General features: G+C 71.2%; 16 protein-coding genes. 10 read left to right on the plus strand and 6 right to left on the minus strand.

Annotation, left to right across the window (positions count from 1 at the left end; all coding sequences use genetic code 11):
• Window positions 1–106: 106 nt before the first annotated feature.
• The gene (locus tag ACKTSN_RS04875) at window positions 107–1,117 is read right to left on the minus strand and encodes a M28 family peptidase (RefSeq protein WP_409467929.1); all 1,011 of its coding nucleotides are present in this window, start codon (window positions 1,115–1,117) and stop codon (window positions 107–109) included.
• A 283-nt stretch (window positions 1,118–1,400) separates the two neighbouring features.
• Window positions 1,401–1,619: a hypothetical protein gene (locus ACKTSN_RS04880; RefSeq protein WP_409467930.1), complete on the minus strand. Its 219-nt coding sequence runs from the start codon at window positions 1,617–1,619 to the stop codon at window positions 1,401–1,403.
• 343 nt (window positions 1,620–1,962) lie between these two features.
• On the opposite strand from ACKTSN_RS04880, the gene ACKTSN_RS04885 reads away from it, so the two are divergent.
• From ACKTSN_RS04885 to ACKTSN_RS04895, 3 genes are all read left to right on the plus strand, one after another.
• On the plus strand, window positions 1,963–2,646 hold the full coding sequence (locus ACKTSN_RS04885; RefSeq protein WP_409467931.1) for a transglycosylase SLT domain-containing protein: 684 nt from the start codon (window positions 1,963–1,965) through the stop codon (window positions 2,644–2,646).
• A 65-nt stretch (window positions 2,647–2,711) separates the two neighbouring features.
• On the plus strand, window positions 2,712–3,677 hold the full coding sequence (locus ACKTSN_RS04890; protein WP_409467932.1) for an RNA polymerase sigma factor: 966 nt from the start codon (window positions 2,712–2,714) through the stop codon (window positions 3,675–3,677).
• 122 nt (window positions 3,678–3,799) lie between these two features.
• Window positions 3,800–4,720: an alpha/beta fold hydrolase gene (locus ACKTSN_RS04895; RefSeq protein ID WP_409467933.1), complete on the plus strand. Its 921-nt coding sequence runs from the start codon at window positions 3,800–3,802 to the stop codon at window positions 4,718–4,720.
• A 209-nt stretch (window positions 4,721–4,929) separates the two neighbouring features.
• Here the strand turns inward: ACKTSN_RS04895 and ACKTSN_RS04900 are convergent, their stop codons facing one another.
• A complete protein-coding gene (locus ACKTSN_RS04900) occupies window positions 4,930–6,321 on the minus strand; it encodes a glycoside hydrolase family 43 protein (protein WP_409467934.1) in 1,392 nt (463 codons plus the stop codon).
• Between the two features lie 224 nt (window positions 6,322–6,545).
• Here ACKTSN_RS04900 and ACKTSN_RS04905 point away from each other — a divergent pair, with 224 nt between their 5' ends.
• Together ACKTSN_RS04905 and ACKTSN_RS04910 are read left to right on the plus strand one after the other, a co-directional pair.
• Window positions 6,546–7,970 carry an amidase gene (locus tag ACKTSN_RS04905; RefSeq protein ID WP_409467935.1) on the plus strand — a complete coding sequence of 475 codons (1,425 nt, stop codon included), beginning with the start codon at window positions 6,546–6,548 and terminating at the stop codon, window positions 7,968–7,970.
• Window positions 7,971–8,000: 30 nt separating this feature from the next.
• Complete coding sequence (locus ACKTSN_RS04910; protein WP_409467936.1) at window positions 8,001–8,447, plus strand: type II toxin-antitoxin system PemK/MazF family toxin; 447 nt, start codon at window positions 8,001–8,003, stop codon at window positions 8,445–8,447.
• Here ACKTSN_RS04910 and ACKTSN_RS04915 read toward each other — a convergent pair.
• Window positions 8,432–9,259: a TIGR02452 family protein gene (locus ACKTSN_RS04915; protein WP_409467937.1), complete on the minus strand. Its 828-nt coding sequence runs from the start codon at window positions 9,257–9,259 to the stop codon at window positions 8,432–8,434. The two genes, ACKTSN_RS04910 and ACKTSN_RS04915, sit on opposite strands and share 16 nt — an antisense overlap.
• Window positions 9,260–9,515: 256 nt before the next feature.
• On the opposite strand from ACKTSN_RS04915, the gene egtA reads away from it, so the two are divergent.
• Genes egtA through egtD form a run of 4 tightly spaced genes read left to right on the plus strand, consistent with a single transcriptional unit; the run spans window position 9,516 to window position 13,928 of the window.
• Window positions 9,516–10,853, plus strand: coding sequence for an ergothioneine biosynthesis glutamate--cysteine ligase EgtA (gene egtA / locus ACKTSN_RS04920; protein ID WP_409467938.1), 1,338 nt, complete (start codon window positions 9,516–9,518; stop codon window positions 10,851–10,853).
• Window positions 10,850–12,178 carry an ergothioneine biosynthesis protein EgtB gene (egtB, locus tag ACKTSN_RS04925; protein ID WP_409467939.1) on the plus strand — a complete coding sequence of 443 codons (1,329 nt, stop codon included), beginning with the start codon at window positions 10,850–10,852 and terminating at the stop codon, window positions 12,176–12,178. Before egtA ends, egtB begins: the two co-directional genes overlap by 4 nt.
• Entirely contained in the window at window positions 12,178–12,969 is a 792-nt protein-coding gene (egtC, locus tag ACKTSN_RS04930; RefSeq protein WP_409467940.1) for an ergothioneine biosynthesis protein EgtC, read from the plus strand. The genes egtB and egtC overlap by 1 nt, the downstream gene beginning before the upstream one ends.
• The gene (gene egtD / locus ACKTSN_RS04935) at window positions 12,966–13,928 is read left to right on the plus strand and encodes an L-histidine N(alpha)-methyltransferase (RefSeq protein ID WP_409467941.1); all 963 of its coding nucleotides are present in this window, start codon (window positions 12,966–12,968) and stop codon (window positions 13,926–13,928) included. Before egtC ends, egtD begins: the two co-directional genes overlap by 4 nt.
• Here egtD and ACKTSN_RS04940 read toward each other — a convergent pair whose 3' ends face one another.
• Window positions 13,929–15,200, minus strand: coding sequence for an extracellular solute-binding protein (locus ACKTSN_RS04940; RefSeq protein ID WP_409467942.1), 1,272 nt, complete (start codon window positions 15,198–15,200; stop codon window positions 13,929–13,931).
• A 212-nt stretch (window positions 15,201–15,412) separates the two neighbouring features.
• Here ACKTSN_RS04940 and ACKTSN_RS04945 point away from each other — a divergent pair, with 212 nt between their 5' ends.
• Window positions 15,413–15,628, plus strand: coding sequence for a dodecin (locus ACKTSN_RS04945; protein WP_409467943.1), 216 nt, complete (start codon window positions 15,413–15,415; stop codon window positions 15,626–15,628).
• 6 nt (window positions 15,629–15,634) lie between these two features.
• Here ACKTSN_RS04945 and ACKTSN_RS04950 read toward each other — a convergent pair whose 3' ends face one another.
• Window positions 15,635–16,126 (minus strand): LNS2 domain-containing protein, encoded by a 492-nt coding sequence (locus tag ACKTSN_RS04950; protein WP_409467944.1) that lies wholly within the window; start codon window positions 16,124–16,126, stop codon window positions 15,635–15,637.
• Window positions 16,127–16,152: the final 26 nt, after the last annotated feature.

The raw sequence follows: 16,152 nt of genomic DNA on the forward strand, positions 1-16,152 counted from the left end.
TGCGACATACGTGTCGCGCTGATACGAACACATAATGTCATAGCGAGGTGTGAGTTCCGCATTCCGGAGGCCGACATCGGCAGCGGTCGCAAGCCGGGCTACATGTTCACACCGTACGTCGGGCATCGGGCCACGAGACGGCGGTCATGGCGGTGGCCGCAGCGACGGCGGCCAGACGCTCGTAGTCGAGCGTCCTCGGCACATCCGTCGACCGGTGGTAGTGCGGATTGCGGAAGTTCGCGGTGTCCGTGACCATCAATGCGGGGATTCCGCGGTTCCAGAACGGCGCGTGGTCGCTGCGCCCCAGGTGGCCCGCGGGCGGCACGGCCAGTCCTATGAGCAGGCCCAGCAGGCCGTCGGGGCGCGGATCCCGCAGCAGCAGACCCGGGACCGCCGGAGACGCCGCCGCGGCGGCCCGCTTCCACACCTCGGCCGCGCCCGCCGAGGAGCGCCGGTGCACGACGAGGATGAAGTCACCCCGGTAACCGCCCGCCCGGGCCTCGGCGGATGCCTCGGGGAAAATTCGCTCGAAGCCGGCGGGGAGACGCTGCGTTCCCGGGTCATCCACGAAGTACCCGACCGACTCCAGGGAGATCATCCCCCGCACAGCGCCGCGGCGGCACAGTTTACGGGCAGCCTGACGGGCCCCGATCAGTCCGAGTTCCTCCATGTCGAACACGGCCAGGACGACACGCGGGGGAACCGACGCCTCAGACAGCAGACGCGCCGTCTCCAGGAGCACCGCCACGCCCGAGGCGTTGTCGTCCGCGCCCGGACTGCCGCTGACGCTGTCCAGATGGGCACCGACGACCACGGCCGGCCCGTCGCCGGACCCGGGCAGCGAGGCGATGAGGTTCGCTCCGTGCAGGCGCCGGTGGAGCCGCGGTTTGAGGGCGAGCGCCCGGTGGCCGTGCCGGTCCGTCGAACCGATCTGCCAGCGCGCGTCGAACGGTTGCCGTTCCACCAGCCAGCCCGCGGCGGTCAGTTCGTCATGGACGTAGGCCTCGGCGCGCTGCATCGCCCGAGGTGCCCGCAGCCGACTGCGCGGCTCGGCGGCGAGGAACTCCACGTGCCGCCGTAGTCGGGCGGCTTCCGGAAGCAATCCTCGAGTGGGCATCGCCGTAGGGTCGTTCGTCATCCGGCACTCCGATCTGTGTGGGATCAAGGGCGCCGGACCGGCCGACAGCCCTTTCACCTGGGGATTTCGCGGCAGGCGAGGTCGTGCCCGACCGGCGGCCGCCTCCGGGGGGATCCGTCGGCAGAGGAGCCGGAGACATCCGGCGCGATTGTCCTGTCCCATCCGTGAACCTGCCACGGCTCCGATCCCGTTGCCCCAGGTAGGAACTCCTGCGGTCAGGGTATTGATTGGCTGACCTGGCCGCAGGACGGGGCGGTCGTCCTCATGCTCTTCCCCCCGACGTGAGGGCGGCCGCTCCACCCACCACACCGGGCCGGGCCTGAAAGTCGGAGTTTCGACTGAGGTTCTCGCAGTCGGCAGCCCGAGCCTCTTCCATGACAGTCCGCAGTCCGGTCGGCGGCGCGGCGATCCTGCGCGCGTCCTCGCGCAGATAGCGGACCTCGTCGCCGAGCGTCACAGGGGCGAAACCTGCCCTGTGCACGGCCCGCGTACTCCAGGTATCTCGTGTTGCACACATGGCCGTTCAGGTCCCGTCGTCCCAACGGACTTCAAAAGGCTTCGTGAATACCTTGGACATGTCAGAGGACCAGCCTTTCCGCGTCATGGTCACCGACCTACGTGAAACCCCTACGTACACGGGTCGAACAGGGCAGAGGGTTCAGCTTCGCGAGCTGCTCGGCTGACATCAGGTGTGAGTATTCACACCTGCTTCACGATTGCACCCTCTGCTCCGGCACGGCAGAGTGTTCCAACTGCCGGCCCCTGCAGCGAGATAGCTGTGACAGTCGCAGCACGAGCCTACGGACGAACCGGAAGGAAAACGTGTGAGCCCGATTTCGGTCCGGGGATTCGCGGTGGCCTCTGCCACCGCGGTCACCGCTGTCGGAAGCGTCGTCGGCGTTGCCTCGGGCAGCGTCGCGCAGAACAACGACGCCGAGGCGACGGCAGCCGACACCACGCTCCTCACGGACATACCGGCGGGTCACCAGGCCCAGGTGCAGACCGCGTCCCTGACGCGGCAGGCCGATGTCCAGACCATCGCCGCCGACGCGAGCGCCAAGAAGGACGCCGAGGAGGCGGCCCGCAGGGCGGCCGCCAAGTCCGCGATCGAGAAGAAGGAGGCCGCCCAACAGGCGGAACAGGAGGCCAAGGAGCGCGCCGAGGCCAAGGCAGCGGCTTCCCGGGACGCCTCCGGCTTCCCCGTCCAGAGCTCCTACACCGTCGCGCAGATTCAGGCGATGGCCGCACAGATGGTGCCCGGCGACCAGTTCCAGTGCTTCAGCAACATCGTGGACCACGAGTCCAGCTGGAACTACACGGCGGTCAACGCCTCCTCCGGTGCGTACGGCCTCTTCCAGGCACTGCCCGGCTCCAAGATGTCCTCCGTCGGCGCCGACTGGCGGACCAACCCGGCCACCCAGATCAAGTGGGGCCTTAACTACATGAACAGCACCTATGACAGCCCCTGTGGCGCCTGGGCGTTCTGGCAGGCCAACCACTGGTACTGAGCCCCGGGCCCCTCGGAGCGGTTAGGGTCGAAAGAAGACACGTGTCGCGGCCGGGAGGACAAGACATGAGCGGGATACCGGGAGACACCTGGCCGACGGAGGACGCAGCTCTGACACGGGCCGCACAGGCGGGCGACGTGTCGGCGCTCGCCCTGCTGCTGGAGCGTCACCGGCCCGGGATGCGCGCGGTGGCGCTCAGCCTGCTGGGGCCGGGCCCGGACGTGGACGACGTCATGCAGGAAGCGGCGCTGGTGGCGCTGCGCCGGATCGTGGACGTACGCGATCCGGAAGCCGTGGGGCCATGGCTGCGCATGGTCGTGCGCAACAGCTGCCGGACGCTGCTGCGCACCTCGCGCCGTGTCGAGCCCATGGAGTGGGTGCCGCTGCCATCGGACGGCGGCACACCCGAACAGGTCCTGCAGACCCATGCACTGCGGGACTGGATCTGGGAGGCCGTCGAGGCGTTGTCCCCGACCCTGCGCCTGCCGCTCGTCCTGCGCTACTTCTCCACCGGGATCACCTCGTACCAGCAGATCGCCGAAGCCTGCTCCGTTCCCGTCAGCACCGTGCGCAGCCGACTGAACCAGGCACGCGGCGCCCTCGCCCAGACCCTGACCGCCACCGCGGCCTCGGCGCACGAGGACGTGACACGCCGCACCGAAGCCAGCTGGCAGGAGGTACGCGAGACACTCGCGGCCGCCGAGCGCGGCGAGTTCGGCAAGGTGGTCAGGGACCGCTACTCCCCCGAGGTCTCGCTGCTGACCGGAGGCCGGCGGCTCGGCGGAGCCGACCTCCTGCGGGCAGGGATGGACTGGGACCTCTCGGCGGGTGTGCGCCAGCGCCCCCTGCATGTGGTGGCCGGCCGGTCCCTGGTCGTCTGGGAGATGGAACTGGTCAACCCGCCCGACGATCCGGACCACTGCCCGCCCGGGGTTGCCTGGATCATGTCGCTGGACGGCGGCCGCTTCGACCGGGTCTCCCTCTATCACGCAGCACGCCCCGAGGCCGCGCCCGCGCCTGCCGCGGCCTGAGTCCGGGCCTTGCCACCTCGCCCCCGCAATATGACCCAGATCACATTCAGGCGATAAAACTTCTCAGATTCCGGAGCGTCTTGTCGGTGTCACAGACACCTGCGGACCCTACGGAGATCCCGATGAACATACCCACCGCACACACCGGCCCCCTCTCCCCCGGCACCCACTCCTACCAGACGGGCGGAATCGTCCAGCGCTATCACGTGCACGGCAGCGGCCCGGTGTGCGTGGCGCTCCCCGGCGGTCCCGGCATCTTCTGGGACTACCTGCGAATGCCCGCCCTCGAAGAGCATCTGACGATGGTCTACGTCGAGCCCGTCGGCACCGCCGAGGACAGCCGTCTCCCCTCGCACCCGCACGGTTACACCCGGGAGAGGTACAGCCGCTTCCTGCAGGTGCTGATCAACCGGCTCGGCGTGCGGAAGGTGCACCTGCTGGGGCATTCGCACGGCGCGTTCGTGGCCGCCTACCACGCCCTGTACCGCCCCGAGCAGGTGGCGTGCGTCGTGCTGTACGAAGGCGCGCCCGTCACTGGTCCCGAACACGGCGCGGAGGCGGGCCGCAGGGTGGAGGCGTTCGCCGTGCAGCACGCCGGTCACCCCGGACTGCCTGGTGTGCTGGCCGCGTTCGGCGCGATGTCCACCATCTCCAGCGACGAGCAGACCGTGACGGTCGCCCGCGGTGTGCTCCCGTCCTACTTTGCCGACTACTGGGGGAACGAGGAGCGGCTGGCCCCGTTCCGGGACGCGATCCGGGCCACCTACATCTCAGGCCTGGACGAGGACCTCGTACCCGATGTCATCGACGACCGCGCTGCCCTCAAGGGACTGGAGCCGCCGGTTCTGGTCGTCGTGGGCCGGCACGACGTGATCTGTGGGCCTCGCTGGGCACTCGAACTCGATGAGCTGATCCCCGACTCGCAGTTGCTGGTACTGGAGAACAGCGGCCATATGGGGCACATCGAGGAGCCCGAGCTGTTCGCGGGCGCGGTCCGTGACTTCGCCCTGCGGACCGGCGGCCCGCGGGACGGAGCCGCGTAGGCACCTCACGACGTGCGTCGGCCCGCAGAGGGCCGACGCACGTGAACCCGGCCACCGACGGCACCACCAGCGCACAGCGACGCAGCCCAGCCGGCAAGATCGTTGCACATCTATTGCACACTTGTGCGGGCGCTCCCGGGAAATCCAGAGAACTGGAGGGAAGTCTCCGCATCCCTCAACGCTACTTCCCGGGTCAGTAAGCCCCCAGCTCAGCCCCAGGCCCCCACCGGCACGAACGAACTGTCCTGCCGGAACAGCTCCGTGCCGTCCGGCAGGTCCACGCGGAGTTGGTAGTCGTAGTGGCGGAGGTAGCGGCCCGGGTAGTTGTACGACTCGAAGCGGATCGAGTCCGTTGCCGTGCCGGTGCGGGCGATGAAGGTTGCGTCGCGGGCGAACGTCGTTGTGCCGTCGTTGGGGTCGAAGCGGCCCCGGAAGCCGTAGTGGCGCAGGTAGTTGCCGGAGGCGTCGCGGAAGGAGTAGGCGTTTGCGTCGGCGAGCCCGGCGACGACGGTGAAGGTGGACGCCTGCTTCTCGGCGGCTGTGCTGGAGCCGGTCACCACCAGGAGGTTGAGCAGCGCGGACTGCTGTTGCCAGTAGCGGGTGGAGTAGTTGGCGGAGCGGAAGGAGCGGGTGGTGTTGTGGGCCAGGCTCACGCCGCCCGAGACCGTCTCCTTGATCACGGTGAAGTGGCGTGCGGTGCCCGAGATGCCGGGCAGGGCGCGCGGCGCGCTCCAGGTGACGAACGTGTCGTAGCTGTCGCTGTAGTAGTACGTGCCGTCGCCGTAGCCGTCGAAGAAGATGCGCCAGCCGCCGTTGTCGAGCTGCACCAGTGCAGGGCCCTCGCGGTAGCTGCCCCAGCCCGCCCAGTCGTCGGTGCGGCGGATGGTGTACGGGCCGGTGAGGCTGGAAGCCGTGGCGTACTCGATGTACTTGGTCGTCTCGTTCTTCGGGAAGGCGTGGTAGGTCGAGCCGATCCGCACGATGAACGTGTCGATGTGGTTGGCGCCGATGCCGGACAGGGGGACGGGTGAAGTCCAGGCAGTGAGCGTGGAGTTGGTGGCTCGGAGACGGTACGGGGTGAATATCCACTCGTCGTTGGTGGTGGAGCAGGAGACGATGACGTTCACGCTGCCGTCGCTGTCGACGAACCACTCGGGTGCCCAGGCACGCGACAGGTTGGCGATCGGGACCGGGTAGTCGTACAGGAACGTCCAGTTGACCCGGTCGGAGCTGCGGGCGAAGCCGATGGTGGTGCTGGTGTCCTGCCAGGTGTGCGTGGTGTAGGTGATGTAGTAGTAGCCGTCGGTGTGCCGGAAGATCGCGGCGTCGCGGATCCGGTTGGCGGGCGGGGTGTAGGCCGAGGACTTCAGCAGCCGGAAGTCGGTGGCGTCGTCGGACTGGCAGACGTTCACGGTCCCGTCGTTGCTGTTGAGGAACGGGACGATGGTGTAGCGGGTGGCGGAGCCGCTGGGGGGCGCGGCGGCCTCGGCGGTGTCGAGCATGCCGGGCAGTTCGCCCAGGACGAGCGCCGAGGCGGGCAGGGCGGCCAGCGTGCGCAGCAGGGTGCGACGGGACGGCGTGGCGGGGGGACGTGGGGTCATGCGCGGCTCTCCTCCGACCCGGGATTCGATATACCGAACACAGTTCGGAAAGTCGGTCAGAAGGTAGGGGTGAGGTCGCAGCGCGTCAATGGTTCGCGCACGATGGAACGAGGCCTGTGGGAATGCTGTGGCGGACAGGTGAACCGGCTTTCTTTTCACCCGCGTTCCCCCGAAGCCCTCCTGACGTTACCGTTCGGTAGACAACACGCTCCGGAGGTGTCCCCATGACGCTCGACCGCTCCGCCGGCCTGGCGGAAACCGCCCGCGCGCTGGCCGACGGGGAAGTGACGTCCCGCGCCCTCGTCGAGGCGGCCCTGGCCCGTATCGAGGCGACGCGGGACACCCTCAACGCCTTCCGGATCGTGCGCGCCCAGGCGGCGCTCGCCGAGGCGGAGGCCGCCGACCGGGAACTGGCTGCCGGGGTGCGCCGTCCGCTGCTCGGAGTGCCCGTCGCCATCAAGGACGACATGGACGTGGCCGGCGAGCCCACCGCGTTCGGCTGCCGGGGCGGGTTCCCGCCGGTCGCCGAGGACGGTGAAGCGGTACGGCGACTGCGCGCGGCCGGCGCGGTGATCGTCGGCAAGACGAACACCTGCGAACTCGGGCAGTGGCCCTTCACCGAGGGGCCGGCGTTCGGCGCGACCCGCAATCCGTGGAGCACGGACCACACGCCGGGCGGCTCCTCCGGCGGTTCGGCGGCCGCGGTCGCGGCAGGCCTGGTGCCGGCCGCGCTCGGCTCGGACGGCGCCGGGTCGGTGCGCATCCCGGCGTCCTGGACCCATCTGATCGGCGTCAAGCCGCAGCGCGGGCGCATCTCCACCTGGCCGCGCGGCGAGTCGTTCCAGGGCATCACGGTCAACGGCACCCTGGCCCGCACGGTCGCGGATGCGGCCCTGCTGCTGGACTCGGCCAGCGGCAACCACGAACACGACCCGCACCGCCCGCCGGTGCTCGACGTGTCCGAGGCGGTGGGCCGCGACCCCGGTCGGCTGCGCATCGCCCTCTCCCTGAAGCCGCCGTTCACCGCACTGCCCGCCCGGCTGCACCCGGAGATCCGCGCCCGGGTCGTCGAACTCGCCGAGCGGCTCGCCACGTTGGGGCACACGGTCGTGGAGGCCGATCCGCCGTACGGCCAGATCGGGCTGACCTTCGTCCCGCGCGCCACGGTCGGCGTCGCCGAGCGGGTCCGCGAGGCGCCCGACCCCGCGCTCCTGGACCCGCGCACGCGTGAAGCGGCGCGGCTCGGGAGGCTGCTCGGCGGGGCCCCGCTGCGGGCGGCGCGGCGTGCCGAGGCGGCCCTGCACCGCCGTATCGGCGGATTCTTCTCGTCGTACGACGTGGTCCTCGCGCCGACGACGGCCGCTCCCCCGCCGCGGATCGGCGCCATGCTGAAGCTCGGCGGTCTCGCCACCGACCGCGCCATGATCGCCGCCTGCCCGTACGCCTGGCCGTGGAACGTGCTGGGCTGGCCCGGCGTCAATGTCCCGGCCGGTTTCGTCACCGGTGGTCTGCCGGTCGGGGCGCAGCTGCTCGGTCCCGCGCACAGTGAGCCGCTGCTCGTCTCTCTCGCCGCACAGCTGGAGGCCGACCTGCGCTGGCACGAGCTGCGCCCGCCCGAGCAGATCACCTCGGAGTCCCCTGCGGCATAGGGGATTTCGCCGCCCGCTAACGTGACCCCCGTGACTGCCTTCACGGATGAGAACGTCCCCGGCCGATTCGGCCCGACCGCGACCATCGAGGCCGACCCGCGTGAGGTCAGCCGGGTGCGTACGGAGTACTCGCCCGCGCACGACGGCGACCCCGATCCGGGGGAGATCGTCTGGACGTGGGTGCCGTTCGAGGAGAACGACGGGCGGGGCAAGGACCGCCCGGTGCTGGTCGTGGCGCGGGAGGCGGCGGGTACGTTCCTCGCCGTGCAGCTGTCCAGCAAGCGGCACGACGGCGACCGGGAGTGGGTGCCGATCGGCAGCGGGCCGTGGGACCGGTCGGGCCGGGACTCGTGGGTGGACGTGGACCGGGTGCTGCGGCTGCACGAGCAGGGCATGCGGCGGGAGGCGTGCGCGCTGGACCGGATGCGGTTCAACCTGGTGCGCCACCGGTTGCGGGAACGCTACGGCTGGAGCTGAACCGGGCTCGATGGGAACGCCCGTACGAAGGCCTCGCGGATCACCGCACCGGGCGTACGGTCCAGCACCCCGAACACCACATGCTCGAACCTGCCCGAGAACCGTCCGCCGGGGCCCAGCAGCTGCCGGAAGGCGCCGGCGACCTGCGCCGGGTCGTTCTGGAAGACTCCGCAGCCCCAGGCGCCCAGCACCAGCCGCCGGTAGCCGTGGTGGGCGGCCGTCTCCAGGACGCGTTCGGCCCGCACGGCCAGGGCGTGCGGCAGTTCGGCCGTGCGCTGCGGTGCCGTGCGGCGCACCACCCCGGCGTTCGGGGCGGCGGCGGTCAGGAACCCGGCGGTGTACGGCTCGTCCAGCAGCCGGCCCCGGTCGTCGCGGAAGACGGGCACGGCGGGTGAGTGGATGACACGGTCCGTGTAGAACGGGTCGCGGTGGGTGCGGTGGTGGTCGTAGAACTCCGGAGCCTGCAGCAGGCACGTGTACAGGGCGGAGGCGCGGCACAGGGCCTCCTCCTGGGCCTGGGCGCCGTTGAGGAAGCCGCCGCCCGGGTTGCGGGCGGAGGCGAAGTTCAGGACGGCAGCCGGACCGATCCGGCGGGCGGCCTCCAGGCTGCTCTCGCCCGTGACCTCGAAGAACGTGTCCACCGCGGGCGCGGGTGCCATCGGCACCGGTTCCGGACCGTGCATCCGCGTCCCCGCTCGCGCTGCGTCCACGGCGGCGGCCACGGAGACCGTGCGCCCGTCGGACGCCCGGTAGGTCCCTGTGGCCACGATCTGCTCGGTCTCCCGCGCGATGCCGCGCAGTCGCGCGCTCATGGCGCAACCCCCGTGTGCGCCACGAGCGCGGGCTGCGCCGCCTCCCCCGTCGTGCTCATGAACGCATCGTGAGCGATGCTGGTCATGCGGCGCAACAGAGTTTTCCCTGCCCCCCAACGAGAGGTGTCCGACCCCTTACGTCCCGCGGCGCACTCTTGTGCGAAGCGACGAGAGGGTCTTGGGTGGGACGAGTGTGCCGGTCCGACTTGCGTTCCTCCGGACCGGCGGCATGGTGGAATCTCAGGAGGATCCCGACATGTCCGACTCAGTCAGTGGCTGTACGGAGCCACGTCCCGCCGTCACCGAAGCGGAGGTTGAGGCGCTGGTCCGTGGTATCTGCTTCAAGACCGGCCCGCCCCGCGCCCTCGGTGTCGAAGTGGAATGGCTCGTCCAAGAGCTGCAGAAACCGCAGCTCCCCGTCGCACCCGAACGACTCGAAGCGGCCTACGCCGCACTGAGCACCATCCCACTGCGGTCGGTGCTCACCGTCGAACCCGGCGGCCAGCTGGAGCTCAGCTCGCCGCCCGCCGCCTCCCTGATGGAGTGCATCGGCACCGTCTCCGCCGATCTGGACGCCGTCCGCGCAATCCTGCGCGAGCACGATCTCGGCCTCCTCGGCATCGGCCACGACCCGTGGCACGCTCCCCGCCGCTTCCTGCGCGAGCCGCGCTACGACGCGATGGAGACCTGTCTCGACCGCACCGGCCCGGCCGGCCGCGCCATGATGTGCACCTCGGCCTCGGTCCAGGTCTGCCTGGACGCCGGCTTCGAGGAGCCCGGCCCGCTCGGCCATGTGCGGCGCTGGTGGCTGGCGCACCACCTGGGCGCGGTCCTGCTCGCCGCCTTCGCCAACTCCCCGCTGGCCGGGCACCGGCCCACCGGCTGGCTGTCCACCCGTCAGCTGCGGTGGATCCAGATCGGCGCGGGCCGGGCGGGTGCGCCCGCGCTGGACGTCGATCCGCGCGGGGCCTGGGCACGCCATGTGCTGGACGCACCGGTGATGTGCGTACGGCGGGACGGCGGCCCGTGGAGCGTGCCCGAGGGGCTGACCTTCCGGGAGTGGACCAGATCGGGGTCGCCCAGGCCTCCGACCCGGGACGACCTCGGATACCACATGACCACGCTGTTCCCGCCGGTCAGACCGCGCGGCCATCTCGAGCTGCGGATGATCGACGCGCAGCCCGGCGACGACGGGTGGATCGTTCCGCTCGCCGTGACCGCGGCGCTGTTCGACGACCCGGAGGCCGCCGAGACGGCCTACCGCGCGGTGAAACCCCTGGCGGAGCGGGCCATGTCCCTGCCGGCGCCGCACAATCCGCTGTGGCTGGACGCGGCCCGGTACGGGCTCGCCGACCGGGAGTTGCACGAGGTGGCCGTCGTCTGTTTCGCGGCGGCGTTGCGGGCACTGCCCCGGCTCGGCGCCGGCACCGAGGTCACCGACGCCGTGGCGGCGTATCAGGACCGCTATGTCAACAGGGGCCGCTGCCCCGCCGACGATCTGCTGGACCGGCTGCGCGGTACGGACTTCCCCCGGTCCCGGCCTCGTTCGACCGGGGGGATCCCCACCCCGCACGGGAAGGACTTCCGCACATGACCGACCCCGCCCTCGACACCGAGATCGACATCGAAGCCTTCCGCGAGCGCGCGCTGACCTCGCTCACCACCGCACGGGAGCGCACCACGCTCCTGACCAGCTGTGTCGAGGAGCCCGACCTGACGGCCCAGCACTCGCCGCTGATGTCCCCGCTGGTGTGGGATCTCGCGCACATCGGCAACCAGGAGGAGCTGTGGCTGCTGCGGGCGGTCGCCGGGCAGGAGGCGATACGGCCCGAGATCGACAACCTCTACGACGCCTTCGAGCACCCTCGCGCCGAACGGCCCTCGCTGCCGCTGCTGCCGCCCGCCGAGGCCCGCCGGTACGCGGCCGAGGTGCGCGGGCGTGCCCTGGACGTGCTGGACGGCACCGCGTTCCACGGGACGCGTCTGACGGAGGCGGGTTTCGCCTTCGGGATGATCGCGCAGCACGAACAGCAGCACGACGAGACCATGCTGATCACCCATCAGCTCCGCCGGGGTCCGCAGGCGCTGCACGCGCCCGATCCGGAGCCCGTCCCGCTGTTCACCGGGCCCTCCGAAGTCCTGGTACCCGGCGGCCCGTTCACCATGGGCACCTCCACCGAGCCATGGGCACTCGACAACGAACGGCCCGCGCACCGGCGCGAGGTGCCGCCGTTCTACATCGACACGACCCCGGTGACGAACGCGGCCTACCAGGCGTTCATCGATGACGGCGGCTACGATGACCCGCGCTGGTGGGCGGCGGACGGCTGGACGCACATCCGCCGCCACTCCATCCACGCCCCGGCGTTCTGGCGCCGCGACGGCGGGCAGTGGCTGCGTCGCCGCTTCGGCGTCACCGAGGTGGTGCCGCCCGACGAGCCGGTGCTGCACGTGTGCTGGTACGAGGCCGACGCCTACGCCCGCTGGGCCGGGCGCCGGCTGCCCACCGAGGCCGAGTGGGAGAAGGCCGCCCGCCACGACCCGGCGACCGGCCGCTCGACCCGCTACCCGTGGGGCGACGCCGACCCGGCGCCCGAGCACGCCAACCTCGGCCAGCGCCATCTGCGCCCGGCGCCCGCCGGGAGCTACCCGGCCGGGGAATCGTCCCTGGGTGTACGGCAGTTGATCGGCGACGTGTGGGAGTGGACGGCGAGCGACTTCCTGCCGTATCCGGGGTTCACGGCGTTCCCGTACAAGGAGTACTCGGAGGTGTTCTTCGGATCCGAGTACAAGGTGCTGCGCGGCGGCTCGTTCGCGGTGGATCCGGTGGCCTGCCGGGGCACGTTCCGCAACTGGGACTATCCGATCCGGCGGCAGATCTTCTCCGGATTCCGCACGGCCCGCTCGGGGGCCGTCTGATGTGCCGTCACCTGGCGTATGTGGGCCCCGAGGAGCCGCTCGGCCGGCTCCTGGTGGACCCGGCGCACGGCCTGTACCGGCAGTCCTGGGCTCCCCGGCGGCAGCGGTACGGAACGGTCAACGCCGATGGTTTCGGGGTCGGTTGGTACGCCGAGGGGGACCCGGTGCCGGCCCGGTACCGGCGGGCCGGGCCGATCTGGGCGGATCTGTCCTTCGCCGACCTGGCGCGGGTCGTACGGTCCGGCGCGCTGATGGCCGCCGTGCGGGACGCGACGCTGGCGGGCGCCGACGCGGAGGCCGCCGCGGCGCCGTTCGCCGCGGGGTCCTGGCTGTTCAGCCACAACGGCGCCGTCACGGGCTGGCCCCACTCACTCGCCTCGCTCACCGGGGGCCTGTCCCCGGTGGACCTGCTGTCCCTGGAGGCCCGTAACGACTCCGCGCTCGTCTGGGCCCTCGTGCTCGCCCGGCTGCGCGCGGGTGACGACATGGGCCGGGCGCTGGCCGACACGGTCCCGGAGGTCGCCGCGGCGGCCCCCGGCTCCCGGCTCAACCTGCTGCTCACCGACGGCGTGTCCATCGCCGCCACCGCCTGGGGCGACACCCTCTGGTATCTGGCCCGGCCCGACGGCGGCACCGTCGTGGCCTCCGAACCGTACGACGACGATCCGCGCTGGCAGGAGGTCCCCGACCACACCCTGCTCGCGGCGAGCCGCACCGATGTGCAGCTCACCCCGCTCAAGGAGCCGAGCGACGCCTCGGCGGACGCACCACCGAAGGAGCCCCGCACGTGAGTCCGTTCCTTCTCACCCGCACCCTGCCCGAGGACGCCACGGACGCGGCGCTGCGCGCCGACGTCCAGCAGGGACTGACCAGCACGCCCAAGACACTGCCGCCGAAGTGGTTCTACGACGCGCACGGCAGCGACCTGTTCGAGCAGATCACCGAACTGCCCGAGTACTACCCGACGCGCGCCGAACGGGAGATCCTCATCGCCCGCTCCGCCGAGATCGCCGCCGCGACCCGCGCCCGCACCCTCGTCGAACTGGGCTCCGGCTCCTCCGACAAGACCCGGCACCTGATCGACGCGCTGACCGGGCTGCACACGTACGTCCCGGTCGACGTGAGCGAGAGCGCCCTCACCCAGGCCGGGCAGGCGCTCGTCGCGGAGCGGCCCGGCCTGAGCGTGCACGCGCTGATCGCCGACTTCACCGCACGCCTGGAGCTGCCGGACACGCCGGGCCCCCGGCTGCTGGCGTTCCTCGGCGGCACGATCGGCAACCTGCTGCCGGCCGAGCGCGCGGTGTTCCTGGCCTCGATCCGCGCCCTGCTCTCGCCGGGCGACGCCCTGCTGCTCGGCACGGACCTGGTCAAGGACGAGCAGGTCCTGGTCCGGGCGTACGACGACGCGGCCGGGGTGACGGCCGCGTTCAACAAGAACGTCCTGACCGTGGTCAACCGCGAGCTGGGCGCCGACTTCGATCCCGGCGCCTTCGACCACGTGGCCCTGTGGGACACGGCCGACGAGTGGATCGAGATGCGGCTGCGCTCCCGTACGCACCAGACCGTGAAGGTTCCGGCGCTCGATCTGGCCGTGGACTTCGCGGCGGGTGAGGAGTTGCGCACCGAGGTGTCGGCGAAGTTCCGCAAGGAGGGCGTACGCGCCGAACTCGCCGCTACAGGACTGGAGTTGACTCACTGGTGGACGGACGGCGAGGGCCGTTTCGCGCTGTCGCTGAGCACCGTCCGCTGATCAGCCGAAGGGGACCGCCAGCGCCTCGGTGATCCGACGGGAGGCGCGGCGGGCCTCCGTCGCCGGGTCGGCACCGGTGAGCGCCTTGGTCATGTACTCCTTGATCGGGTTGTCGGCCTCCACGTTCGCCCACTCGGGAGTGCTGGGGGTCGCCCGGCCCTGCGCGGCCCCGGCCGCCATGGCGGCGACCCCCTCCTCGCCGGCGACGGCCTGTGCGAGCGTCGTCTTGTTGGGGACGTAGTTCATGGTGCGGGCCAGCTCGGTGTTCCACTTGGCTCCGGCGAGCGCCTCGACGACGGCGACGGCGCCGTCGCGGGCGTCGGTGTTGTTCGGGATGACGAGGTCGGAGCCCCCGGTGAAGACGGCGCCTGGCCGGTCGGCGCTCTTGCCGGGGACGGGGAAGAAGCCCAGCTCGCCGTCGAGTCCGGGGTTCTGCTGCACGATCGCGCGGGCGAGCCCCGGCACGGCCACGATCTGCGCCACGCGTCCCTCGGCGAACACACCGGTCTGCGGCGGGTGTTCCTCGTCCGCGTCGACCGGGCCCTTGCCGAGGGCCTGGAGCCGCCGGTAGAAGTCCATGCCGCGCAGGGCGGCCGGGGTGTCCAGGGTGCCCCGCCAGGTGCCGCCGTCCTCCTGCGCCAGGTCGCCGCCCTCGTCCCAGATGAAGCCGGAGAGCGTGTACCAGTCCTGCCCCGCCAGGTAAATGCCCTGGTTCCCGGACGAGTTGAGCTTCTCGGTGGCGGTGAGCCACTCCTCGTGGGTCCGCGGCGGCGCCTCGATGCCGGCCTGCTGGAAGAGGTCCTTGCGGTAGATGACGACGCGGTTGGCCGCGTACCAGGGGATGCCGTACTGCGTCGACCGCTGCCGGCCCGGCTCGGCGAGGCCGGGCAGCCAGTCGCGCATGCCCCAGTCCCGCAGCGACTCCAGGGTCAGGTCCAGCAGCCCGCCTCCCTCGACGTACTGCGGGACCTGGGTGTTGCCGACCTCGATCACATCCGGCCCGTCGGTGGCCCCGGTGGCGTCCGTTTCGAGGGCGGCCTGCACCTTCTCGCCGATCCCGGTCCACTCCTGGATGCGGATGTCGAGGTCGAGGTCGCCGTGGGTGCGCTCGAACTCCTCGGTGAACCGCTCCAGGAAGTCCTTGGAGGCGCTGTCCTTCATCAACCACACGGTGACGGTGCGCCGTTCGGTCCCCCCGCCCTGCGGCACGAGTCCGCACGCGCCGACGAGGGATACGGAGACGCAGACGAGGGCGAGGCGGCGAAGTCTCACGAGGGGTCCTGTTCTGTCTGGCGGACAGGGCGGAGGGGCCCGACGTGGGGGAACGAGCGCGAGGGCTCACACGGGTGTGCCGATTTTGGTATGGACCAATGCGGAGGTCAAGGGATTCCCGGGGAGCCGGCCGACGCCTCGCGCTCCGGCGCAGCTTGGGGCACGGTGGAGTGACGCGTGACACACGGGTCACGACGGAGAGGAGTACCTGCATGTCGAACCACACCTACCGGGTCACGGACATCGTCGGCACCTCGCCCGAGGGCGTGGACCAGGCCATCCGTAACGGCATCACCCGCGCCTCGCAGACCCTGCGCAACCTGGACTGGTTCGAGGTGACCGAGGTGCGGGGCCAGCTCGACAACGGGGAGATCGCGCACTGGCAGGTCAGCATGAAGGTCGGATTCCGCCTCGAGGACGCGGGCTGAGCAGCCTCAGGTCCTGCCCTCCCGCTCCTGCGCCACCTTCAGCGCGGCGGAGGGGGCCGCCCAGCGCGCCCGTACGACGGTGAATCCGGCCCGCTCGGCGCCCTCGCACACCAGTTCGTCATCGTCCACGAGGACGCGGATCTCCCGGGTGCGGGCGAGCCGGCGGAGGATCCCCAGCTTGGTGTACCGGGCGGGCCTGCGGTCATCGTTGCGCCGCATGTACACGCGCCCCTCGGGCAGGCCGTGCGCGGCCAGCCACTCGAGCGTGTCCGGCCGGCAGCGCTCGGGCCGTCCGGTGAGGTAGACGACCTCGCACTTCTGCGCGCTCTCCACCGCCAGCGCCACTCCCTCGGCGATCGGCGGGTCCTCGGGCGCGGCCGCGAAGAAGCCGTCCCAGTCACGCGGCTTGCGCTCCAGGAACCCCTGCCGGTGAGCGGTGTCGGCGAGGGTGTTGTCCAGATCGAAGACGGCGAGCGGGCGTTCGTCACGTGCGGTCACAGTGCCACCCTAGACGGGGGAATGCC

This window comes from Streptomyces flavusporus (assembly GCF_046267975.1).
GTDB classification, from domain to species: domain Bacteria; phylum Actinomycetota; class Actinomycetes; order Streptomycetales; family Streptomycetaceae; genus Streptomyces; species Streptomyces flavusporus.

Bases quoted from the DNA above. Each gene is read 5' to 3' on its own strand.
- ACKTSN_RS04875 (WP_409467929.1), bottom strand. From the start codon at position 1,117: ATGCCCACTCGAGGATTGCTTCCGGAAGCCGCCCGACTACGGCGGCAC.
- ACKTSN_RS04890 (WP_409467932.1), top strand. From the start codon at position 2,712: ATGAGCGGGATACCGGGAGACACCTGGCCGACGGAGGACGCAGCTCTG.
- ACKTSN_RS04895 (WP_409467933.1), top strand. From the start codon at position 3,800: ATGAACATACCCACCGCACACACCGGCCCCCTCTCCCCCGGCACCCAC.
- ACKTSN_RS04900 (WP_409467934.1), bottom strand. From the start codon at position 6,321: ATGACCCCACGTCCCCCCGCCACGCCGTCCCGTCGCACCCTGCTGCGC.
- ACKTSN_RS04905 (WP_409467935.1), top strand. From the start codon at position 6,546: ATGACGCTCGACCGCTCCGCCGGCCTGGCGGAAACCGCCCGCGCGCTG.
- ACKTSN_RS04915 (WP_409467937.1), bottom strand. From the start codon at position 9,259: ATGAGCGCGCGACTGCGCGGCATCGCGCGGGAGACCGAGCAGATCGTG.
- egtA (WP_409467938.1), top strand. From the start codon at position 9,516: ATGTCCGACTCAGTCAGTGGCTGTACGGAGCCACGTCCCGCCGTCACC.
- egtB (WP_409467939.1), top strand. From the start codon at position 10,850: ATGACCGACCCCGCCCTCGACACCGAGATCGACATCGAAGCCTTCCGC.
- egtC (WP_409467940.1), top strand. From the start codon at position 12,178: ATGTGCCGTCACCTGGCGTATGTGGGCCCCGAGGAGCCGCTCGGCCGG.
- ACKTSN_RS04945 (WP_409467943.1), top strand. From the start codon at position 15,413: ATGTCGAACCACACCTACCGGGTCACGGACATCGTCGGCACCTCGCCC.